The following is a 22,921-nucleotide window of genomic DNA, read 5'->3' as shown; positions in this document are numbered from 1 at the left end:
CACGTCCGGCACATGCCGGGCGAGCGCGACAGGAGTAGGGTGGAGGGCTGGTATCCATACCGTCTGCCCAAGGAGCGTTTTACATGTCGCGTACCGTAGTCCTGGCCGCCGCCATCAGCCTGGCGCTGGCGGCCTGTTCCGGCAAGGAGTCCACCCCCGTGTCCGATGCCCAGAAGACCCCGGCCCAGCAGCCGGCCGAAGCCTCCACCAATCCGCTGCTGAGTGCCAGCACGCTGCCGTTCCAGGCCCCGCCGTTCGACAAGATCAAGGACAGCGACTACCTGCCGGCCTTCGAAGAGGGCATGCGCCAGCACCTGGCCGACGTGCGCAGGATCGCCGACAGCAGCGAGCCGGCCACCTTCGACAACACCATCGTGGCGATGGAGCGCAGCGGCGAGACCCTGACCCGCGTGTCGCGCATCTTCTTCGGCCTGGTCCAGGCCGATACCAACGACGCACGCCAGAAGATCCAGGAAGAAGTGGCGCCGAAGCTGGCCGCGCACCAGGACGAGATCAACCTCGATCCGAAGCTGTTCGCGCGCGTGAAGTCGCTGTACGACCAGCGTGACACGCTGGAGCTGGACCCGGTGCAGAAGCGCCTGGTGGAGCACTACTACGACGGCCTGGTGCGCGCCGGTGCGCAGCTGTCCGACGCCGACAAGGCGACCCTGCGCAAGCTCAACGTGGAAGAGACCACCCTCTCCACCCAGTTCCATACCCGCCTGGTGGCCGCCACCGCCGCTGCGGCCGTCGTCGTCGACGACAAGGCCAAGCTGGCCGGCCTGGACGAGGGCGCTATCAACAACGCTGCCGCCGCCGCCAAGGACCGCAAGCTGGATGGCAAGTTCCTGCTGCCGCTGCAGAACACCACCCAGCAGCCGGTGCTCGGCTCGCTGAGCGACCGCGACCAGCGCGCCGCCGTGCTGAAGGCCTCGGAAACCCGCGCCGAGCGCGGCGATGCCAACGACACCCGGCAGACCGTGCAGCGCCTGGCCCAGCTGCGTGCGCAGAAGGCCAAGCTGCTCGGCTTTGACACCTTCGCCGACTACCAGCTGGGCGACCAGATGGCCAAGACCCCGGCCGCCGCGCTCAAGCTGCTGACCGATACCGTGCCGGCCGCCACTGCCAAGGCGCGTGCCGAAGCCGGTGAGATCCAGAAGGTGATCGACGCGCAGAAGGGCGGATTCCAGGTGGCCGCTTCGGACTGGGACTTCTACGCCGAGCAGGTGCGCAAGGCCAAGTACGATCTGGACGAGTCGCAGATCAAGCCGTACTTCGAACTGGACAACGTGCTGCAGAACGGCGTCTTCTACGCCGCCACCCAGCTGTACGGCATCACCTTCAAGCCGCGCACCGACATTCCGACCTACAACCCGGACATGAAGGTGTACGAAGTGTTCGACAAGGACGGCACCTCGCTGGCGCTGTTCTACACCGACTACTTCAAGCGTGACAGCAAGTCCGGTGGCGCCTGGATGGACGTGTTCGTCGAACAGGACGGCCTGACCGGTGCCAAGCCGGTGGTCTACAACGTCTGCAACTTCACCAAGCCGGCCGCCGGCCAGCCTGCGCTGATCAGCTTCGACGACGTCACCACCATGTTCCATGAGTTCGGCCATGCGCTGCACGGCATGTTCTCGAACGTGAAGTACCCGTCGATCGCCGGCACCGCGACCTCGCGCGACTTCGTCGAGTTCCCGTCGCAGTTCAACGAGCACTGGGCGCTGGACCCGAAGGTGTTCGCCAACTACGCCAAGCACTACAAGACCGGCGAGGCGATGCCGCAGGAGCTGGTCGACAAGATCCTCAAGGCACGCAGCTTCAACCAGGGCTACGCGACGACCGAGTACCTGTCGGCCGCGCTGCTGGACCTGGCCTGGCACACGCAGAAGGCCGACGCGCCGCTGCAGGATGTCGGCGCCTTTGAAGCCAGCGCGCTGAAGAAGTTCAAGGTCGACCTGCCGCAGGTGCCGCCGCGCTACCGCACCACCTACTTCGACCATATCTGGGGTGGCGGTTACTCGGCCGGCTACTACGCCTACTTCTGGGCCGAAGTGCTCGACCATGACGCCTACCAGTGGTTCACCGAGCACGGTGGCCTGACCGCGGCCAATGGCCAGGAGTTCCGCGACAAGATCCTCTCGCGCGGCAACAGCGTGGAACTGTCGACCCTGTACCGCGATTTCCGTGGCAAGGACCCGTCGGTGGAACCGCTGCTGAAGTTCCGCGGGTTGAAGTAAGAAAGCGAAAACGGCGGGGGCAACCCCGCCGTTTTTCTTTCTGTAGCGTCGAGCCATGCTCGACGTTCTTCTGTAGAGCCGAGCCCACGCTCGGCTGATGGTTCCTGGAAAGGCAGCCGAGCATGGGCTCGGCTCTACAAACAGCGTTACGTTCCCACGTGTACCCGGTTGGCCTGCTCGGCCAGGCCCAGGTGATCCAGCGCGATATCCAGCGCCAGCACGTAACTCTGCGCGCCGTAGCCGGCGGCGATGCCCAGGCGCTGGCCGACACCAGCCGGCAGGCACGGCTCGGCTACCGCGCCGTCGTCATGCACTTCCACATAGGCGTTGTGCAGGTACGGCAGCAGGCGCTGCAGGCGCAGGCTGTTGGCACACGCGCCCGGGTCGAGCAGGGTCACCTCGCCGCGGCTGTGGTCGGCCACGCGTAGGGCGTCCAGCAGTTCCTGTTCAGAACCACAGGCACGGATCGCCACGCTGGTGCCGGCGTCGATCGCACGATGCACCAGTGACTTCAGGACCGGTGCCGGCAGCGGCATCGCGGTGCGGATCAGGGCGCCGGCCGCTTCCGGGCCACGGATGATGAAGATCGACATGGCTCAGCCCTCCTGTGCCAGGCGGCGGCCGACAATGGCCAGCGACAACGGGTAGCCGGCCTGCTGGCTGCGCTGGTCGACCACCACGGCGGCGGGACCGTGCTGCAGGCGCAGGCGTGCCTCCAGACCGGGTTCGCTGGGGGCCTGCAGTTCGATGTACTGCGCCGGCAGCCGTTCCAGCGCCGCCTGCAGCGCGCCACCTTCGGCCTGCCATTGCGCCTCGTCAGCGGTACCGACATCCAGCAGTACCCAGTCGGCCGAGCGCGCCTGCGGCTGGCACAGGCACTGGCGTACCTCGGACAGGCTGGCGCAGTCGCTGCACAGCACGCGATGGCCGGCCAGCTGCGTCGGCAGTTGGGGACGCGGTGCCGACGAAGAGGCGTGGCGGATCACCAGGAGGGTCATACAACACCTTGCGGAATGCGCCCTGCGGCGCGGTGGGCACACGATGCGCGTGCCGCCCGTAAAGGTGCGATGCCCGCGGCCGGTCCCGCGCGTAAAACCTGCGTAACCCTTCCTGTAGAGCCGAGCCTGCGCTCGGCCGCTCTGCGCCCCAGTCGGGCAACCTCGACGCTGCAAGGAACAAGCCGAGCGTGGGCTCGGCTCTACCGGATCGCGTCGCGGGAACCTCTCCCGCCTGGATGTGGTCTGATGCAGCTACCACCTACCCGGAGCCTGTCATGGATGCTGCTGCCCGTCCTCCCTTGTCCGAACGCGCGCTGGTCTGGCTGAAGAAGGAAGCATTGCCGCTGCTGGTGATGCTCGGCCTGCTCGCCGCCGCCCGCGATACCCTCGCCAACCACTACGTGGTGCCGAGTGGCTCGATGCAGCCGACCCTGCAGCCGGGCGACCGGGTGGTGGTGGACATGCGCGCCTACGGCCTGCGCCTGCCGTTCACCGGCAAGGAACTGATGGCCACCGGCGTCCCGCAGCGCGGTGAAGTGGCGGTGTTCGATTCACCGGCCGACGGCACCCGCCTGATCAAGCGCGTGGCGGCGGTGGCCGGTGACCACGTGCAGATGCGCGAGGGCCATCTGAGCATCAACGGCCAGCCGCTGCAGATCGCCGATCTGCAGGACGTGGAAGCCTTCGGCGAGCGCCGTGCCCGCCTCGACCTGGACATGGGCGGCGGTCCGGACATCGCCGATCTGGTGGTGCCGGCCGGCAAGGTGCTGGTGCTGGGTGACCACCGCGGCAACAGCTTCGACGGCCGCTTCTTCGGCTTCGTCGACGCCGACAAGGTCTACGGCCGTGCGGTGGCGGTGTACTACCGCCGCGGCGACGGTTTCGAGTGGCAGCGCCTGTAAGCTGAATTGATACTTCTTGGGTATCAATCCTGACTTATCAGGTTATGGATCGACTGGATCGACAGGCCTAGTCTGAGGCCCGTTCCCTCCCATGCCCGGCCGCCCCACCGGCCCTTCGATCCCATGACTGGCGAAACCGCGGCGGCCGTCGAGCGCCGCCCCCCCACTGTCGATCCCATCGCCGAGACCCGCATCCAGCAGGGCACGCCGGCCTTCCGCCGCACCGCGCTGGCACTGTTCCTGGCCGGCTTCTCCACCTTCGGCCTGCTGTACACCGTGCAGCCGCTGCTGCCCGAGTTCAGCCGCCACTTCGGCGTGTCCGCCGCAGGCAGCGCGATGTCGTTGTCGCTGACCACCGGCACGCTGGCGGTGGCGATGCTGTTGGCCGGCCTGCTGTCCGATGCGGTCGGCCGTCGCCCGTTGATGATCGTTGCGCTGTTGGCGTCGGCCATGCTGTCGCTGAGCACGGCGCTGGTGGACGACTGGACCACGCTGCTGGTGCTGCGCACCCTGCTTGGCCTGGCGCTGAGCGGCGTGCCGGCAGTGGCGATGACCTACCTGGTCGAGGAGATGGACAGCCGCGCGCTGGGCCTGGCGATGGGCCTGTACATCGGCGGCAACGCCATCGGTGGCATGAGCGGGCGCCTGCTGGCCGGCATCATCGCCGATCACTGGGGCTGGCGCTGGGGCATCGGCGTGGTCTCGATCATCGCCGTGGCCAGCACCGTGCTGCTGTGGCTGCAGCTGCCGCCGTCGCGCCATTTCAGCGCGCGACGCGATGGCCTGCGCGAGTTGCCGTCGCGCTGGCGCACGCTGTTCGCCGACCGGGGCCTGCCGTGGCTGTTCGCCACCTCGTTCGTGCTGATGGGCGTGTTCGTCACCCTCTACAACTACCTGGGCTATCACCTGCTGGCGCCGCCGTACCACCTCAGCCAGACCGTGGTCGGGCTGATCTTCAGCGTGTACCTGGTGGGCACCTTCAGTTCGGCGTGGATGGGCCAGCAGGCCACGCGGTACGGGCGCGGCCGCATCCTGTCGATCTCGTTCGCGCTGATCGGCGCCGGCATCGCGCTGCTGGCGATGCCGTGGCTGAGCACGATGGCCCTGGGCATCGCGCTGGTGACCTTCGGCTTCTTCGGTGGCCACTCGGTGGCCAGCAGCTGGGTCGGCAGCCGTGCCGGTACGATGCGCGCGGAAGCGTCGGCGCTGTACCTGTTCGCCTACTACCTGGGCTCCAGCGTGCTGGGCGGGGTGGGTGGCCTGGCCTACGCGGCCTGGGACTGGCTGGGCGTGTGCGCGTTCGCTGCCGTGCTGACCCTGATCGGGGGCGGCATCGTCTGGGCGCTGCAGCAGCACGCGCCGCAGCCGGTCACGGCCTGACGCCAGCCTCGCGTTCCGCACGGGCGCGGCGTTGCTCTGGTAGATGCCGACCTTGGTCGGCGCTCTGGCACGGCAGCCAACCAAGGTTGGCGTCTACCAAACCTAGGTGGGTGGCACTTCACCCTTCGGCGAACGCCCCGCGCAACAGCCCGGCGAAGTTGCGGATCAGCGGCGTCACCCCCTCGCGGTGCCATGCCAGCTGCACCTCCGAATGCGCACCGGCATCGGCCAGCGCCACGAAGCGCGCGCCTTCCACGCGGATGTGATCGCAGGACGAGGGCAGGATCGCCGCACCCAGGCCTGCAGCCGCAAGACTGATCAATGTCGATGCCTCACCGGCTTCCTGCACGATGCGCGGCGTGAACCCGGCGGCCGCGCACAGCGCGATCATGTGGTCATGGATGCCCGCGCCCGCGCTGCGGCGAAATGCCACGAACGGCTCCTGCGCGAAGTCGCGTAGCGACAACGTGCCCTGCTTCGACAGCCTGCGCAGGGCAGGGTGGTCGGCATGCACGATCAACGCCAGTGGATCGACGAACAGGCTGTGCGCCACCAGCTCCGGCGGCAATGCGCGCTTGCGGATGATGCCCACGTCCAGTGAACCGTCGAGCAGCGCATCGATCTGCTGCAACGTGTTCATCTCGCTCAGCTGCAGCCGCACCTGTGGGTACTGCTGGCGGTAGCGCAGGATCGAACGCGGAATCTGCGGCGACAGCGGCGTGGCCCGGGTCAGGCCGATACGCAGTTCGCCCTGCTCGCCGCGCTGCGCGCGCTGTACCTCGTCCACCGCGGTTTCCACCTGCTGCACGATGGCCCGTGCGCGCTCCTGCAGCAGCTCACCCGCAGGCGTCAGCTGCACACGACGATGGCTGCGCACGAACAGGCGCGCCCCGATCAGGTCTTCCAGCTGGCGGATCTGCTGGCTGAGCGGCGGTTGCGACATGCCCAGCCGCTCCGCCGCCTGGCCGAAGTGCAGCGTATCGGCAACGGCGAGGAAGTAACGCAGGTGGCGGAGTTCGATGGACATGCGCCCAGTCTATGCATCGCCAGCCACAAATGGGGTCAGATCCGTTTTCCTGCGGAAAACGGATCTGACCCCGGTCACCCGTCATCCACGCATGGCGTGGATCTACCGTGTCGACCAAGGTCGACACCCACCAACAGCAGCGACCAACTGTCAGAGGCGGGGCGGTGTGGGTGGGGACCGTTGGCGCCATGGATGGCGCCATCGAGCCCCCAAGGAGGGGTTCACGGCGTGTCCTGCCCACCCACACCGCCCCGCCATCTACGGATGGCAGGCTTTTGCTGTTGCTTTGGCTTCAGCAGGTGCAGGGCGCAGCCCTGCCGAACACCCCTCACCGCTCCGAATGCCCGCTCTGGTCGTAATCGCGCGGACTGAACAACTCCGGCTGGATCAGCTCGATGAACGCGCGCGCCTGCGCCGACAGCGCCTTGCCCCGGCGCACGATCACCCCGTAACTGCGCTCGGGGAACCAGCGCTTCATCGACCGCGCCGCCAACCGCTCGCGGTCGGCCTCGTTCAGGCACAGCGCCGGCACGATGGAAATGCCCATGCCCATCGCCACGTACTGCTTGATCACCTCCCAGCCGCCCACTTCCAGTGCCACGGTGTAGGCGATGCGGTGGCGCTGGAATACCTGGTCAACCAGCCGGTAGGTGATCTGCCGCTTCGGCGGCAGCACCAGCGGATAGCGCGCGATGTCGGCCAGCTCCAGCTCGCCGCCACTGGCCAGCGGATGGTCGTGCGGCGCGATCAGTACCTGCTCGAAGCGGTAGGCCGGGGCGTAGGTCAGGTCGGCCGGTACATCGGTCATCGAACCGATCGCCAGGTCGGCGGCGTCCTCGCGCAGCAGGTCGGTGCCATCGGCGCTGATCGCGTTGTGCAGGGTCAGGCGCACGTCCGGGTGGTGCAGGCGGAAGCGCTCGACGATCTTCGGCAGCAGGTACAGGATCGTCGAGCTGTTGGCGGCGATGTTCAGCTCGCCCGCATCCAGGCCGCGCACCTTGTCGCGGAAGCGCGCCTCCAGCCCGTCCAGGTTCTCCACCAGCGGCTGCGCCATCTCGTACAGCAGCTGGCCCTCGCGGCTGGGTACCAGGCGGCGCCCACTGCGCTCGAACAACGGCACCCCCAGTTCCCGTTCCAGGGCCTGCAACTGCAGGCTGATGGCCGGCTGGCTGACGAAAAGTGCCTCAGCCGCCCGTGAGACCGAGCCCAGGCGCACCGTCTGGCAGAACGCACGCAATGGCTTCAGCCGGTCGGATTTGTAGGAAAAACGCGGACTTGGCGGGGTGCGTGTGCTCATCGTGTCACGAGTATTAGCACAACTTATGTCGAACATTGCAAAAACTGTTTTGCCAAATACTCCGGCCCAGCGGCACCGTGGAGACGTTCCCCCACCGCTGGAGTCGCCCCATGTCCGCCGTCGCTTCCGCTGTTCCCACCCCTGCCAGCAAGGCTACCCCCGGCATCGCCCTGGCGACCCGCGTGGCCGGCCAGGACACCGTGCTGCCGGCGCCGCTGCTGGCCCTGCTGGTGTCGCTGCACCGTGCGGTGGAACCGGGCCGGCAGGCACGGCTGCAGGCGCGCCGCGAGCGCCAGGCGTTCTTCGACGAGGGCGGCCTGCCGGACTTCCGCGAGGACACCGCTGCGATCCGTAGCGGCGACTGGCGCGTTGCGCCGCTGCCGGCCGCGCTGCAGGACCGCCGCGTCGAGATCACCGGCCCGACCGATCCGAAGATGGTCATCAACGCGCTGAACTCCGGCGCCAAGGTGTTCATGGCCGACTTCGAGGATTCGACCTCGCCGACCTGGCGCAACCTGCTGGCCGGGCAGCAGTCGCTGGCCGCCGCGGTGCGTGGCGATCTCGACTACACCGCCCCCAATGGCAAGCACTACACGCTGCGCCCGCATGACGAGCAGGCGGTGCTGATCGTGCGGCCACGTGGCTGGCACCTGGACGAAAAGCACGTGCGCATCGATGGCCAGTTCATCGCCGGCGGCCTGTTCGACGCGGCGGTGTTCGCCTTCCACAACGCCCGCACCCTGCAGGCGAAGGACCGCGGCCCGTACTTCTACCTGCCCAAGCTGCAGAGCATGGAAGAGGCGGCGCTGTGGGAAACCGCGCTGTCGCACATCGAAGGCATGCTCGGCCTGCCGCACGGCCAGATCAAGGTGACCGTGCTGATCGAAACGCTGCCGGCGGTGTTCGAGATGGATGAGATCCTGCACGCGCTGCGTGACCGCATCGTCGGCCTGAACTGTGGGCGCTGGGACTACATCTTCTCGTACCTGAAGACCTTCCGGCGCCACGCCGACCGCGTGCTGCCCGAGCGCGGCCAGGTGACCATGACCCAGCCGTTCCTGAAGGCCTATTCGGAACTGCTGATCCAGACCTGCCATCGCCGTGGTGCACATGCGATGGGTGGCATGGCCGCGCAGATTCCGATCAACAACGATGCCGCCGCCAACGAACAGGCGATGGCCCGCGTGCGCGCTGACAAGCTGCGCGAAGTGACCGCCGGCCACGACGGCACCTGGGTCGCGCATCCGGCGCTGATTCCGGTGGCGATGGCGATCTTCGACGAACACATGCCCGGTGCGAACCAGCACAGCGTGCTGCGCCAGGATGTGTGCGTCGGCCGCGACGAACTGATCGCACGGCCGCCCGGCACCATCACCCGCGCCGGCTTCGAAGGCAACGTGGAAGTCTGCGTGCGCTACCTGGCGGCATGGCTGGATGGCAACGGCTGCGTGCCGATCCACCACCTGATGGAGGACGCGGCCACCGCCGAGATCAGCCGCAGCCAGTTGTGGCAGTGGCTGCATACGCCGGGCCAGCAGCTGGACGATGGCACCGCCATCGACCTGGCACTGCTGGATGCCACGCTGGCTCAGCTGCCGGCACGGCTGGGTGACACCGCCACGCTGCCCGGTGGCGCACGCATCGGCGAGGCCATCGCCCTGCTCGGCGAACTGAGCCGCAGCGACGAACTGACCGATTTCCTGACCCTGCCGGCCTACGCGCGCATCGACTGATCGCCGCCCGCGTTTCCCGCCGTTTCCCTCCCCGCTGCACGCACGAACCGAACTGGAGAAAGACATGAGCAAGCTGCCCACTGCCGAACAGATCCAGCACGACTGGGATACCAACCCGCGCTGGGAAGGCATCCAGCGCAACTACAGTGCCGCCGACGTGGTGCGCCTGCGCGGCACCGTCCACATCGAGCATTCGCTGGCCCGCCTGGGTGCGGAGAAGCTGTGGGCATCGCTGCATGAGCGCGAGTTCGTCAACGCGCTGGGTGCATTGACCGGCAACCAGGCCATGCAGCAGGTCAAGGCGGGCCTGAAGGCGATCTACCTGTCCGGTTGGCAGGTGGCGGCCGACGCCAACCTGGCCGGGCAGATGTATCCGGACCAGTCGCTGTACCCGGCCGATTCGGTGCCGGCAGTGGTCAAGCGCATCAACAACACGCTGCTGCGCGCCGACCAGCTGCACCACGCCGAAGGCAAGGACGACATCGACTTCCTGCAGCCGATCGTCGCCGATGCGGAGGCCGGTTTCGGCGGCGTGCTCAATGCGTTCGAGCTGATGAAGGCGATGATTGAGGCCGGTGCCGCCGGCGTGCATTTCGAAGACCAGTTGGCGTCGGTGAAGAAGTGCGGGCACATGGGCGGCAAGGTGCTGGTGCCGACCCGCGAGGCGATCGAGAAGCTCAATGCCGCGCGGCTGGCCGCCGATGTGCTGGGTGTGCCGACCCTGCTGGTGGCGCGCACCGATGCCGAAGCGGCTGATCTGCTGACCAGCGACATCGACGGCAACGACAAGCCGTTCACCACCGGCGAGCGCACCGTCGAAGGCTTCTACAAGACCCGCAACGGCCTGGACCAGGCGATCAGCCGTGGCCTGGCCTACGCGCCCTACGCCGACCTGGTGTGGTGCGAGACCGGCAAGCCGGACCTGGAATTCGCACGCAGGTTCGCCGAGGCGATCCATGCGAAGTTCCCGGGCAAGCTGCTGGCCTACAACTGCTCGCCCAGCTTCAACTGGAAGAAGAACCTGGACGACGCCACCATTGCGAAGTTCCAGCGCGAACTGGGCAGCTACGGCTACAAGTTCCAGTTCATCACCCTGGCCGGGTTCCATGCGTTGAACTACGGCATGTTCAATCTGGCCCACGGCTACGCACGCCGCCAGATGAGCGCGTTCGTCGAGTTGCAGGAAGCCGAGTTCGAAGCGGCCGAGCGCGGCTTCACTGCGGTCAAGCACCAGCGCGAGGTCGGTACCGGCTACTTCGATGCGGTGACCCAGGCGATCCAGCAGGGCCAGTCGTCGACCACCGCGCTGACCGGCTCGACCGAGGAAGAACAGTTCCATGGCGGGCGCAGCGAACGCGCGGCGTGATGCGGCGCGCCGCGTGATCCGGTGGTGCCGGCCGCTGGCCGGCAACCCATCGATGTTTCCGAAGCCCATGCAGTTGCCGGCCAGCGGCCGGCACTACCGGGCTCCGGGTGATCAGGGTGGCCAGGGAAGGGCCAGACAACGCCGGCCGGTCGGGGGACCTGCCGGCGTTGTTGTATCGATGCAAGGGCGCAGCACGCGCGGAGCGTCAATCAGGCGCACCCCGGTGCCGGCAACTTGGCCGAAACCCTGTGAAGCCCGGCATCGGATTGATCCAGCAGGAGTTTTGCCCGGACACCCGTGACCAGAACGGGCCATCACCGATCTTCACATCAATCAAGATCGGCAGAAGGGTCAAAATGAGATAGGGCGCACACTTTAAAGCGGTGCTATGCTCCGCGGCTCACCAGGGGACGCTGGCGGCGGGTGCAGGGAATGACCGGCAGGGGTGCGGCCGAGAACAGTGATGTGACGACAGGTATCGCCCGGGTGGCGATGGCCGAGATCGTGCACGCTCTGTTGTCCGATGCCGAGGTGGCATTGTTCGCCAGATTCGCCCGCGCATGCAAGCTCCGTGCCGGACAGTGGCTGTTCCAGCGTGGCCACCGCGGCGAGCGCATGTATGTGATCCTCGAAGGCCAGATCGAACTGGACTTCGGCGAGGACCTGGTGATCAAGACGCTCGGGCAGCACGAGTTCTTCGGAGAACTGGGCCTGCTGGTCGGCGACCACCTGCGCAGCGCCAGTGCGCGCGCGCTGGTCGACTGCGATGTGCTGGAGCTGGGCCCGGCCGATTTCCATCGGCTGGTCGAATCCGATCCCGGCCTGGTGGCCTATTTCCTGCGCCGTACGATCATGCGCGTGCTGGCCAACGAACAGGCACTGATCGCACAGCTGCGCCGGCGCAACCACGATCTGGAAACCGCGCTGGACAATCTGTACATCACTACCCATCAGTTGACCCACACCCGTGAGCTGGTGCGTACCGATGAACTGACCGGGCTGCACAACCGGCGAGGCCTCACCCTGTACCTGCAGGAGTGCCGCGAGCGGGCCGAGGGGCCGCCGCAGGCGCTGCTGCTGATCGATTGCGACCGCTTCAAGCAGATCAACGACCGCCACGGCCACCAGGCCGGCGACCGCGTGCTGCAGAGCATGGGCAACATCCTGCGCTCGATGGCCGGCGAGCAGGACCTGGCCTGCCGGCTTGGTGGCGATGAGTTCTGCCTGATCCTGCGCCGTGGCAATCACGAGATCGTGCAGCACGCGGCCGAGTTCATCATCAGTGCGGTGCATGGCCTGCTCGAGCGCAGCCATGGCACGCCGCATGTGAGCCTGGTCAGCATCGGCGCCTGCCTGCTGGCGCCGGAGGCAGGCTGGAGCGAGTGGTATGCCTGCGCGGATCGTGCGCTGTACCAGGCCAAGCGCGATGGCGGCAACTGCCTGCGCTGGGCGGATGATCCGGACGGCCAATAGGGAGAGGCAGGCGATGAATGGCGACAACGGAACGTCAGCCCCGCATAGCCCACAGCTGCGCGCCCTGCTGTTCACCGATCTGTGTGATTCGCTGCAGCTGGTCGAGCGGATCGGCGATGTGGCGGCGGCAAGCCTGTTCCAGGAACACGATCGCCTGGTACTGGTGCTGCAGCAGCGCTGGAACGGCCAGCTGATCGATCGCTCCGATGGCTTGTTCATGCTGTTCGAGCGCGTCGTCGACGCACTGGGCTTCGCCCTGGACTACCAGCGCGAACTGCACGCGCTGGGCCAGCAGCGCGCGATTGAACTGCGCGCGCGCGCCGGCCTGCACGTGGGCGACGTGCTGACCTGGGAGAACAGCGCCGAGGCGGTCCGTGCCGGTGCCAAGTCGATGGAGGTGGAAGGCCTGGCCAAGCCGATGGCGGCGCGCCTGATGATGCTGGCCCGCCCCGGCCAGATCCTGCTGTCGGCGGTGGCCGAATCGCTGACCCGCCGTGCCACCGATGCACTGGGCGAGCGTGGCACGCGCCTGCTGTGGAAATCGCACGGGCGCTGGCGCTTCAAGGGCGTGCCGGTGGTGCAGGAAGTGATCGAAGTGGGCGAGATCGGTTCGGCGCCGCTGCGCATGCCGCGCGCCAACGCCAAGGCGCGCCGCGACCTGCCGCTGTGGCGGCAACCGCTGGTGCTGGCCGCCGAAGGCCTGATCCTTGCCGCGGCCGTGCTGGGCGGCTGGCTGCTGCTGCGGTCGGAGCCGGCCATTGCCTTCGCCGAACGTGACTGGGTGGTGCTTGGCGATGTCGACAACCTCACCGGCGATCCGATCTTCGATGACTCGATGCGGCACGCGATCCGGATCGCACTGGAACAGTCGCGCTACGTGAACGTGCTGTCGGAAGGCAAGATCCGCGAAAGCCTGGAAATGGCGCGGCTCTCGGGCGATACCCGGCTCAACCGCGATACCGCGGTCGATGTGGCGGTGCGGGAGGGCGCGCGCGCGGTGCTGCTGCCGACCGTGCGGCAGAAGATCGGTGGCTACGAGCTGGCCATCGATGTTGCCGCACCGGGCAGTGGCCAGGTGATCCAGACCTTCACCGCCACCGCCGATCGATCCGACCAGATGGTGTTCGCCGTGGACGACGTGGTCGGTCGCCTGCGTCGCGGACTGGGCGAGTCGGTGGCCAGCCTGGAGCAATCCCTGCCGCTGCCGCGCGCCTCGACCCAGGACCTGCGCGCACTGCGCGCGTTCGCGCTGGCCGAGAGCGCACTGGGTCAGCGTCGCTTCGAAGAAGCCCGCAACCTCTACCAGGCCGCGATCGACATCGATCCCGGTTTTGCCCTGGCCTACATGGGCGTGGCCAAGCTGCATGCGCGCACCGCGCAGGTCGCGGACGCGCGTGACGCGCTGGAGCACGCGCTGGCCCAGCAGCAGCGCCTGCCCGCGCGTGAGCGCCTGTACCTGAAGGGCTGGCAGGCCGAACTGGAACCCGGTGGCTGGCCGCTGGAACAGTGGCGTGCACTGGCCAAGATCTATCCGGATTCGTTTGCTGGGCTGTCCAATACCTCCTGGGGGTTGCTGCAGGACAATCGCTTCACCGAGGCCGAGCCCTATGCGCGCGCCGCGACGGTGCCTCAGGACCCGTTGCGGCTGTATCCGACCATCCATCTGGCGCGGGCACAGCTGGGCCTCGGCCAGCCGCAGCAGGCAATGCGCACCTTGCGCCAGGCACGGATGTTGCGCGGCAATGACGAGGCCGACGACCTGGATGTGGACGTGCTGGTTGCGCAGGGCCTGGATGCACAGGCGCAGCAGCTGTTGATGCGGTTGCCGCGGGGGGACGACCTGCAACAGCGCATGCGCCTGCGGGCCCACCTGCTGGTGGCTGCGGAGCAGCGTGATTGCAGCAGTTTGCATGCCGCGATTGCTGCGGACGGTCCAGCACCGGATCTGATCGACTACCAGATCCATCAACGCCTGCAGCACGCCACCGTGACCACGCTGTGCACGGCCGGCGATGCGAAGGAGCTTGAATCCATTGCCGCCGTGCTGCGGCCGCTGCTGCGGAACAACGACGACTCCGCCGTGGGCAGCCGCAGCCTGCAGCTGCTGGCCCTGACTTATCTGGCCCAGCGCCAGGGCCAGCATGCGCTGGCCGCAGAGTGGCTGCGCGACCATGGCGAACTGCTGGAGCGGCAGCGCAGCCCTGTGGTGGGCAAGTGGCGTCGGGTTGTGTTGGCGATGGCCGAACTGGCGCAACAGCGTCCGCGGGCGGCACGCCATCTGCTCGAGCCCACCTTTGATGGCAGCGAACCTGTGCAGGCCCACGTTGTGCTGCTGCAGGCACTGCGTGCCGAGCAGGACACTGCCGGCGTGCGTCGCGAGCAGGCCTGGCTGGCCCGGCACCACGGCCAGGCCATTGCCGAGGTGGCGTCCATGCAGGTCTGGCAACCCCTGAATGTGCACGACATCGCCACCGAGGCGACGTCGGTGCGAGTGTCGCGCTGATGCGGACTCAGGCGTTGACGCGCTCGTCGATGCGGTCGGCTTCGAAGCAGAACACCACGGTCATCGAGGCGGTCGAGGTACTCAGGTACGCATGCAGCGAATCACGGGTGCGGCTCAGCTCCTCGACCGAGGCCAGGGTGCCGATCTTCATGCAGTCGTTTTCGCCAACGGCACCGTCCAGCCCGATCGAGGCCAGGGCCTTGGCCGGCGAAGCGGTGAAGTGGCTGCGGAACGCTTCGCTGCCGATCAGGTGGTCCAGCAGGGTGCTGGCGTCGGCGGCGGAAAGACGGGGATGGCTCATGGGGATTGTCCGTAGGTGGAGCTACTCGTATCGGCCGCGACAGCCCGCCATTGAGGGCCGCGCTGTGCACGTCGCTAAAGTTGGCCGCGCTGCGGTCGTTGCTGCTATGCCGGCTGTGCGGCACAAGGAAGGAAACCGATGCGCCTGCGCCGCTGCGCCAGCCTGATGTTCGAGCCTCGCGAGGCGGTCACCCTGGACCTGCGCGCGATGCTGGCCGGCCACGCCGAGATGGACAGCCAGATCAGCTGGGTGGCGCTGGCCGCCCACCTGGACCAGCCACTGCCGGTGGACGCCGAGGAGCGCCAGCTGCTGGGCGGGCTCAGCGCGCACCGCTGGAGCGAACCGCCCGCCGATGCCTCCCCGGCCATGCTGGCCCGCCTGGTCGAACAGGGCCTGCTGTTGACCGACCCACCGAGCGAGGTGGGGCACCAGATGCGCGACGAGGCGCTGCGGCGCAGCCAGTGGTGGCCATTGGCTGCGCTGGCCCATCGCCATGCGCGCTGGCAGGCCGTGGACAGCGTGGAGGACATGCGCCGGCAGGGGTTGGACACCGCGGCCGGCCTGCGCCAGCGCCTGGGGCCGCCACCGCCGGTGGTGCAGCCGATGCAGGGCGACTACCAGCCGCTGCCGCGCAGCGAAGAGGACGCGTTCGATGCACTGCTGGCGCGTCGCACCACCTGCCGCAATTTCGACCCGCAGCGCGCGTTGCCGCTGCCGCTGCTGGCCCAGGTGCTGCAGCGTACGCTGATGGCGCACGCGGTGCAGAAGGTCGAGCGCGATACCGAGTTCCTGAAGAAGAACGTGCCTTCCGGTGGCGGCCTGCACCCCACCGAGGGCTTCCTGCTGGTGCAGAACGTGGAAGGACTGGCACCGGGCTTGTACCACTATCATCCGGTGCAGCACGCCGTGCTGCCGCTGCCCTCGCCACCGCCGCAGGCGTTGCCTGCGATGGCGCGGCGGATGCTGTCCGGGCAGGCGTGGTTCGCCGATGCGCCAGCGCTGCTGGTACTGGCACCGCGTTATGACCGCTGCTTCTGGAAGTATCGCAACCATGCCAAGGCGCACCGTGCGGTGACGCTGGACGTGGGCCACATTTCGCAGTTGCTGTACCTGTGCGCCACCGAGCGCGGGCTGGCAGCATTCGTGACAGCGGCGATCAACGATGCCGATGTCGATCGTGCTTTTGGGTTCGATGGCATCGGCCAGAGCGCGATGGCCATCTGTGGCCTGGGCTGGCGCAGTGCCACGCTGGACACGGCCGAATTCGATCCGGCCGGGCGGGTGGCGACGGGCGACGACCGCTGAGCGGCCGCCGCCCCGGCGATCAGGTCGCCTCGAAGTCCACCAGCACCGCGCCGTCGCCGACCTGGTCGCCGGCCTTGGCACGGTAACCCTTCACCGTGCCATCGGCCGGTGCCTGCAGGGTGTGCTCCATCTTCATCGCTTCCAGCACCACCAGCGGCGTGCCGCGCTTGACCTCGGTACCGGCCGCGACCAGCGTGGCCACGATCCTGCCCGGCATGGGTGCCAGCAGGCTGCCGGCGTCGGCCACGGCGTGGTCCGATTCACCCACTGGATCATGCAGGGTGAAGCGGTGCTGGCCGTCGGCGCCGAACAGGTACAGCTGGTTACCGTCGCGCAGCAGCTGCAGCGACCCGCGGCGCTCGCCCAGCTGCACCGTCAGTCCGTGCACATCGGCCGTGCCGATCACCCGCACCGGTGCAGCGTCATCGCACTGCACGCGCCAGCCATCGGCCTGCGCCCACACCTTCAGCGTGTGCTTGCGTTCGCCCTGCTGCAGCGGCACTACGCGCGGCGCGGACGCACCGAGGCGCCAGCCATCCTGTGACCGCCACGGCGAATGCGGATCGCGCACGTCGGTGCTGGCGGGCGCCGTGCTTGCCACCGCAGCCACGGCGGCCAGCAGCCACAGGTCCGCACCCGCGTCGCCCACGGCACTCAATGCCGCCTGTTCGCGTTCGATCAGCGCCGTATCCAGCCTGGCGTGCGCGAACGAATCGGTATTCACCAGGCGGCGCAGGAAGCCGGCGTTGGTGGTCACGCCCACCACCTGGCAGTCGGCCAGGGCCTGGCTCATGCGGCGCAGCGCGGCGTCGCGGTCCACGTCCCAGACGATCAGCTTGGCGATCATCGGATCGTAGTACGGGGTGATGCTGTCACCTTCCTCCACGCCGGTATCGACGCGCACGTTGGCCGACGCTGCCGGCAGGCGCAGGCGGCGCAGGGTGCCGGTGGAGGGCAGGAAGCCACGGTCGGCATCCTCGGCGTACAGCCGCGCTTCGATCGCGTGGCCATGGATGGCCAGCTGGTCCTGGCGCAGCGGCAGCGGTTGGCCCGAAGCCACGCGCAGCTGCCACTCCACCAGGTCGGTGCCGGTGATGTATTCGGTGACCGGGTGCTCGACCTGCAGGCGGGTGTTCATTTCCATGAAGTAGAAATCGCCGTCCGGGCCGGCGATGAATTCCACCGTGCCCGCCCCCTCATAGCCCACTGCGCGTGCGGCATCGACCGCGGCCTTGCCCATTGCAGCACGACGTTCGGGGCTCATGCCCGGCGCGGGTGCTTCTTCCAGCACCTTCTGGTGGCGGCGCTGCACCGAGCAGTCGCGCTCGAACAGGTAGACCGCCTCACCGTGGCTGTCGCCGAACACCTGGATCTCGATATGGCGCGGGCGCTCGACGTACTTCTCGACCAGCACGTGGTCGTTGCCGAACGCCGAGGCCGCCTCGCGCTGGCAGCTGGCCAGCGCATCGACGAAGTCCTCGCTGCGTTCGACCTTGCGCATGCCCTTGCCACCGCCACCGGCGCTGGCCTTGATCAGCACCGGGTAGCCGATGCCATCGGCCTGCGCGCGCAGGAAGTCCGGCGCCTGCTGGTCACCGTGGTAACCCGGCGTCAGCGGCACACCGGCCTTGGCCATCAGCGCCTTGGCCGCGCTCTTGTCACCCATCGCTCGGATCGCGCTGGGCGGTGGCCCGATGAAGGTGATGCCGGCGGCGGCGCAGGCATCGGCGAAGTCGGCATTCTCGGACAGGAAGCCGTAACCGGGGTGGATGGCCTGTGCACCGGTAGCGCGCGCGGCATCAAGCAGGGCATCGCTGCGCAGGTAGCTCTCGCGTGCGGCGGCCGGGCCGATGTGGACGGCTTCATCGGCCAGGCGCACGTGGTGTGCGTTGCGGTCGGCATCGGAATACACCGCCACGGTGGCGATGCCGAGGCGGCGGCAGGTGGCGATGACGCGGCAGGCGATTTCGCCGCGGTTGGCGATCAGGACTTTGCTGAACATGGCAACGTGCTTCATAGGAGCGTGCTCGGTCATGGCACGGGTCACATGCGGAACACGCCGAAGCGCGTCTGCTGCGGGGCGGCGTTGAGGCTGGCCGACAGCGCCAGCGCCAGCACCTGGCGGGTGTCGGCCGGATCGATCACGCCGTCGTCCCACAGGCGCGCGCTGGCGTAGTACGGGTGGCCCTGCTGTTCGAACTGGTCGCGGATCGGTGCCTTGAAGGCATCCTCTTCCGCCGCCGGCCACTGGCCGCCCTTGGCTTCAATGCCATCGCGCTTGACCGTGGCCAGCACACTGGCGGCCTGCTCGCCGCCCATCACGCCGATGCGCGCGTTCGGCCACATCCACAGGAAGTTCGGCGAGTACGCACGGCCACACATGCCGTAGTTGCCGGCACCGAACGAGCCGCCGATCACCACGGTGAACTTGGGCACCCTGGCACAGGCCACCGCCATCACCAGCTTGGCGCCGTCCTTGGCGATGCCGCCCTGTTCGTACTTGCGGCCGACCATGAAGCCGGTGATGTTCTGCAGGAACACCAGCGGGATGTTGCGCTGGGTGCACAGCTCGATGAAGTGCGCGCCCTTCAGGGCCGACTCGGAGAACAGGATCCCGTTGTTGGCGATGATGCCGATCGGGTAGCCGTTCAGATGGGCGAAACCGGTCACCAGCGTTGCGCCGTAGCGCGGCTTGAACTCGTCGAAGCGCGAGCCATCCACCAGCCGCGCGATCACTTCGCGAACGTCGTAGGGCTTGCGCGTATCGGCCGGGATCACGCCATACAGCTCATGGGCCGGCAGCAATGGCGCTTCAGGGGGCCGCACCGCCATCGCCGGTTCCGGCTTGCGCCAGTTGAGCTGGGCGATGATCGCGCGCACCCGTGCCAGTGCCTGCAGATCGTTGTCGGCCATGTGGTCGGCCACGCCGGAGATGCGGGTGTGCACGTCGGCGCCACCCAGTTCCTCGGCCGTGACCACTTCACCGGTGGCCGCCTTCACCAGCGGCGGGCCGCCGAGGAAGATCGTGCCCTGCTCGCGCACGATCACGGTCTCGTCGCTCATCGCCGGCACATAGGCGCCACCGGCGGTGCAGCTGCCCATCACGCAGGCGATCTGCGGAATGCCCTGCGCCGACAGGTTGGCCTGGTTGTAGAAGATGCGGCCGAAATGGTCGCGGTCGGGGAAGACTTCGTCCTGCAGCGGCAGGAACGCGCCACCGGAATCGACCAGGTAGATGCACGGCAGGTGGTTCTGCTCGGCGATCTCCTGCGCGCGCAGGTGCTTCTTCACCGTCATCGGGTAATAGGTGCCGCCCTTGACCGTGGCGTCGTTGGCCACGATCACGCATTCCACGCCGCTCACCCGGCCGATGCCGGCCACCACGCCCGCGGCGGGCACGGCGTCTTCATACATGCCGTGCGCGGCCAACGGCGCGATTTCCAGGAAGGCGCTGCCGGGGTCGAGCAGGGCGTCGATGCGGTCGCGCACCAGCAGCTTGCCGCGCGCGGTGTGCTTGGCGCGTGCCGCCTCACTGCCACCCAGCGCGGTGCGCGCGAGGGTGGCATGCAGGTCGTCGACTACGGCCTGCATGGCCGCGCGGTTGCTTTCAAACGTTTCGCTGCCCGGTTGCAGCTGGCTGTTCAGGACGGTCATCGCGGTGGCCTTACAGGGTGCGCTGGAACAGTTCGCGGCCGATCAGCATGCGGCGGATCTCCGAGGTGCCGGCGCCGATTTCATACAGCTTGGCGTCGCGCCACAAGCGGCCGGTCGGGTATTCGTTGATGTAGCCGTTGCCGCCGAGGATCTGGATCGCCTGGCCGGTCAGCCAGGTGGCCTTCTCGGCGGCGTACAGGATCGCACCGGCGGCGTCCTGGCGGGTGGTGCGGCCCTGGTCGCAGGCGCGCGCCACGGCATAGACATACGCGCGGCAGGCACCCAGGCCCACGTACATGTCGGCGATCTTGGCCTGGATCAGCTGGAAGCTGCCGATCGGTTCGCCGAACTGGTGGCGCTCGTGCACATAGGGCATGACCACGTCCATGGCCGCGGCCATCAGGCCCAGCGGGCCACCGGACAGCACCACGCGCTCGTAGTCCAGGCCGGACATCAGTACGCGCACGCCACCGCCGACCTGGCCCAGCACGTTCTCTTCGGGAATCTCGCAGTCCTGGAACACCAGCTCGCAGGTGGGCGAGGAGCGCATGCCGAGCTTGTCCAGCTTCTGCGCGGTGGAGAAGCCCTTCATGCCCTTCTCGACCAGGAACGCGGTGATGCCCTTGGCACCGGCCTCCATGTCGGTCTTGGCGTAGACCACCAGCACGTCGGCATCCGGGCCGTTGGTGATCCACATCTTGTTGCCGTTGAGCACGTAGCGGTCGCCGCGCTTGTCGGCGCGCAGCTTCATCGACACCACATCCGAACCGGCACCCGGTTCGCTCATCGCCAGCGCGCCGACCAGGCTGCCGTTGCACAGGCCGGGCAGGAAGCGCTGCTTCTGTTCTTCGTTGCCGTTCTTGCGCAGCTGGTTCACGCACAGGTTGGAGTGCGCGCCATAGGACAGGCCGATGCCGCCGGAGGCGCGCGAGATTTCTTCCATCGCCACCACGTGGGCCAGGTAGCCCATGCCGGTACCACCGTATTCTTCTTCCACGGTGAGGCCGAGCAGGCCCTGTTCGCCCAGCTTCGGCCACAGGGCCAGCGGGAACTGGTTGCTGGCATCAGCCTCGGCGGCCAGCGGTGCGACCTCGGCGGCGGCAAAATGGGCCACGCTCTGGCGCAGCAGGTCGATGTCTTCGCCAAGATCGAAGTTCAGGGATGGCACGTGCATTGTGGTGGCTCCACGGCGGGATGGCAGGGAATGGACGCACCCGGCGGGGGAGCGGGCGGCGGTCGGCAGGACCGCCACCCGCACGGGCGATGGCCCCAGCGTAGCGGGGTTCGGATAAGAAGTGAATACGAATTCAAAAATTGAAACTAGAATCAGAACATGGCCTATAAACGCTCTGCATTGATGGAAGAACGCCTGGCGGGCGCCCGTGAACGGATCCTGCTGGCCACCCGCGAGCTGGTCGCCACCGGCGGCTGGCGCAACGCCCCGGTGACCGCCGTGGCGACCCAGGCGGGGGTGTCCACCGGCCTGATCTATCGCCACTTCCCGTCCAAGGCCGAGCTGTTCGTGGAGGTGCTCAACGCCGCGGTGGCCCACGAGGTCGCGATCATGGAGCGCATCGCCAGCGGTCCGGAGGTGGCCAGCGAGCGCCTGCGGCTGGCAATCACCGCCTTCGTCCGCCGCGCCCTGGCCGGGCCGGGGCTGGCGCACGCCTTCATCGTCGAACCGGTCGATCCGGACGTGGAGGCCGAGCGCATGCGCGGACGTCGCGCGTTCGGCGACGTGTTCCTGCGGCTGGTGGAGGAAGGCGTGGCCGCCGGTGAGCTGCCGGCACAGGACGCGCATGTGGCCGCCGCGTGCCTGGTCGGCGCCTTCACCGAAGCGATGGTCGGCCCGACCGCGCCCAGCCGCGAAGCGCACCGCGACGAAGACGCGCTGGTGGATGCGATCTGCAGCTTCTGCCTGCGCGCGATCGGTGCCCCGGTAATCCGGTAGCGCCGGCCGCTGGCCGGCTTCTGTTGCTGGGGTCAGATCCCTTTTGCGGCGCAAAAGGGATCTGACCCCATCCCCGACCCCAGCCCCCGGCATGTTGCGCCGCACCAGCAGTGACGCCTGTTGTCGCACGCAAGGCGCGTTCTATACTCGGTCCATCACGCAGTCGCTCAGCCGTGGTCCAACGACTATCAGCCAGGGGTAACGAAGAGTGCGGAATTACGATCTGGAGTTCCTGAAACGCTTCTCCATGGTGATCGCGCTGCTGGCGACCATCACCCTCGGCCTCATCCTCCTTGCCGCCTACATCCACACCCGGATTCCGCCCGAGGTGTCGCCCACTGCGGCCAAGCGCACCGAACAGCGCATTTCGCCCACCGGCGCGGTCTATGCCGGCAGCACCGGCGCCGCCGCGCAGGCCGCGGCCAAGGCCGCCGCGCTGGCCAAGGCGGCGTCGCAGGTGGCCTACGGCGGCACCAAGGATGGCAAGGTGATCTTCGACAACCTGTGCACCGCCTGCCACACCAACGGTGTGGGCATGGCACCGACGCTGGACCATTCGCATTGGGACAAGCGCATCGCGCAGGGCAAGGACACCCTCTACAAGCACGCCATCGAGGGCTATACCGGCCCCGACGGCGGGATCATGCCGCCCAAGGGCGGCAACCCGGCGCTGACCGAAGAACAGATCCACGCCACCGTGGACTGGATGCTGGGCAACCTGAAGTAACCGCCGCAACGCGCCGCTTCCTGTAGAGCCGAGCCCGCGCTCGGCTGCTCTCCGCGCGGTGTGG

The 22,921-nt window shown here is 67.9% G+C and carries 18 protein-coding genes; 10 read left to right on the top strand and 8 right to left on the bottom strand.

Annotated elements, in window-relative coordinates; all coding sequences use genetic code 11:
* Positions 1–83 precede the first annotated feature (83 nt).
* The gene (gene dcp, locus AC5P53_RS18235) at positions 84–2,240 is read left to right on the top strand and encodes a peptidyl-dipeptidase Dcp (protein WP_142235528.1); all 2,157 of its coding nucleotides are present in this window, start codon (positions 84–86) and stop codon (positions 2,238–2,240) included.
* A gap of 146 nt (positions 2,241–2,386) precedes the next feature.
* Here the strand turns inward: dcp and AC5P53_RS18230 are convergent, their stop codons facing one another.
* On the bottom strand, positions 2,387–2,833 hold the full coding sequence (locus AC5P53_RS18230) for a 3-dehydroquinate dehydratase (RefSeq protein ID WP_004153636.1): 447 nt from the start codon (positions 2,831–2,833) through the stop codon (positions 2,387–2,389).
* A gap of 3 nt (positions 2,834–2,836) precedes the next feature.
* Positions 2,837–3,238, bottom strand: coding sequence for a hypothetical protein (locus AC5P53_RS18225; protein ID WP_014645558.1), 402 nt, complete (start codon positions 3,236–3,238; stop codon positions 2,837–2,839).
* Positions 3,239–3,513: 275 nt separating this feature from the next.
* On the opposite strand from AC5P53_RS18225, the gene lepB reads away from it, so the two are divergent.
* Positions 3,514–4,140 (top strand): signal peptidase I, encoded by a 627-nt coding sequence (gene lepB / locus AC5P53_RS18220; RefSeq protein ID WP_014645559.1) that lies wholly within the window; start codon positions 3,514–3,516, stop codon positions 4,138–4,140.
* 123 nt (positions 4,141–4,263) lie between these two features.
* Positions 4,264–5,520 carry an MFS transporter gene (locus tag AC5P53_RS18215; RefSeq protein ID WP_134808405.1) on the top strand — a complete coding sequence of 419 codons (1,257 nt, stop codon included), beginning with the start codon at positions 4,264–4,266 and terminating at the stop codon, positions 5,518–5,520.
* A 118-nt stretch (positions 5,521–5,638) separates the two neighbouring features.
* Here the strand turns inward: AC5P53_RS18215 and AC5P53_RS18210 are convergent, their stop codons facing one another.
* Positions 5,639–6,547: a LysR family transcriptional regulator gene (locus AC5P53_RS18210; RefSeq protein WP_014645561.1), complete on the bottom strand. Its 909-nt coding sequence runs from the start codon at positions 6,545–6,547 to the stop codon at positions 5,639–5,641.
* 328 nt (positions 6,548–6,875) lie between these two features.
* A complete protein-coding gene (locus AC5P53_RS18205) occupies positions 6,876–7,844 on the bottom strand; it encodes a LysR family transcriptional regulator (RefSeq protein WP_046427979.1) in 969 nt (322 codons plus the stop codon).
* Positions 7,845–7,954: 110 nt separating this feature from the next.
* Here AC5P53_RS18205 and aceB point away from each other — a divergent pair, with 110 nt between their 5' ends.
* From aceB to AC5P53_RS18185, 4 genes are all read left to right on the top strand, one after another.
* A complete protein-coding gene (gene aceB / locus AC5P53_RS18200) occupies positions 7,955–9,577 on the top strand; it encodes a malate synthase A (protein ID WP_075076692.1) in 1,623 nt (540 codons plus the stop codon).
* Positions 9,578–9,641: 64 nt separating this feature from the next.
* Positions 9,642–10,943, top strand: coding sequence for an isocitrate lyase (gene aceA / locus AC5P53_RS18195; RefSeq protein ID WP_019337654.1), 1,302 nt, complete (start codon positions 9,642–9,644; stop codon positions 10,941–10,943).
* 432 nt (positions 10,944–11,375) lie between these two features.
* Positions 11,376–12,416, top strand: coding sequence for a GGDEF domain-containing protein (locus AC5P53_RS18190; protein WP_032956218.1), 1,041 nt, complete (start codon positions 11,376–11,378; stop codon positions 12,414–12,416).
* Between the two features lie 13 nt (positions 12,417–12,429).
* Positions 12,430–14,919 carry a putative peptide modification system cyclase gene (locus tag AC5P53_RS18185; RefSeq protein ID WP_046427990.1) on the top strand — a complete coding sequence of 830 codons (2,490 nt, stop codon included), beginning with the start codon at positions 12,430–12,432 and terminating at the stop codon, positions 14,917–14,919.
* Between the two features lie 7 nt (positions 14,920–14,926).
* Here the strand turns inward: AC5P53_RS18185 and AC5P53_RS18180 are convergent, their stop codons facing one another.
* Positions 14,927–15,220, bottom strand: coding sequence for an NHLP-related RiPP peptide (locus AC5P53_RS18180; protein ID WP_014645567.1), 294 nt, complete (start codon positions 15,218–15,220; stop codon positions 14,927–14,929).
* A 138-nt stretch (positions 15,221–15,358) separates the two neighbouring features.
* Between AC5P53_RS18180 and AC5P53_RS18175 the strand changes: the two genes are divergently transcribed.
* Complete coding sequence (locus tag AC5P53_RS18175; RefSeq protein WP_241887689.1) at positions 15,359–16,525, top strand: putative peptide maturation dehydrogenase; 1,167 nt, start codon at positions 15,359–15,361, stop codon at positions 16,523–16,525.
* A gap of 19 nt (positions 16,526–16,544) precedes the next feature.
* Here AC5P53_RS18175 and AC5P53_RS18170 read toward each other — a convergent pair whose 3' ends face one another.
* The 3 genes from AC5P53_RS18170 to AC5P53_RS18160 are packed head-to-tail and all read right to left on the bottom strand — an operon-like array spanning position 16,545 to position 21,353.
* On the bottom strand, positions 16,545–18,560 hold the full coding sequence (locus AC5P53_RS18170) for an acetyl/propionyl/methylcrotonyl-CoA carboxylase subunit alpha (protein WP_495227479.1): 2,016 nt from the start codon (positions 18,558–18,560) through the stop codon (positions 16,545–16,547).
* A gap of 8 nt (positions 18,561–18,568) precedes the next feature.
* A complete protein-coding gene (locus AC5P53_RS18165) occupies positions 18,569–20,179 on the bottom strand; it encodes a carboxyl transferase domain-containing protein (RefSeq protein WP_014645570.1) in 1,611 nt (536 codons plus the stop codon).
* Between the two features lie 10 nt (positions 20,180–20,189).
* Complete coding sequence (locus tag AC5P53_RS18160; RefSeq protein WP_014645571.1) at positions 20,190–21,353, bottom strand: isovaleryl-CoA dehydrogenase; 1,164 nt, start codon at positions 21,351–21,353, stop codon at positions 20,190–20,192.
* Positions 21,354–21,512: 159 nt separating this feature from the next.
* Here AC5P53_RS18160 and AC5P53_RS18155 point away from each other — a divergent pair, with 159 nt between their 5' ends.
* Together AC5P53_RS18155 and AC5P53_RS18150 are read left to right on the top strand one after the other, a co-directional pair.
* On the top strand, positions 21,513–22,130 hold the full coding sequence (locus tag AC5P53_RS18155; RefSeq protein ID WP_014645572.1) for a TetR/AcrR family transcriptional regulator: 618 nt from the start codon (positions 21,513–21,515) through the stop codon (positions 22,128–22,130).
* 208 nt (positions 22,131–22,338) lie between these two features.
* Positions 22,339–22,857 carry a c-type cytochrome gene (locus AC5P53_RS18150; RefSeq protein ID WP_014035592.1) on the top strand — a complete coding sequence of 173 codons (519 nt, stop codon included), beginning with the start codon at positions 22,339–22,341 and terminating at the stop codon, positions 22,855–22,857.
* Positions 22,858–22,921: the final 64 nt, after the last annotated feature.

The organism is Stenotrophomonas sp. YJH_SMC_82, from assembly GCF_059368875.1.
Note: the sequence above shows the minus strand (reverse complement) of the source record. Positions and strands in the feature narration are given on the sequence as shown.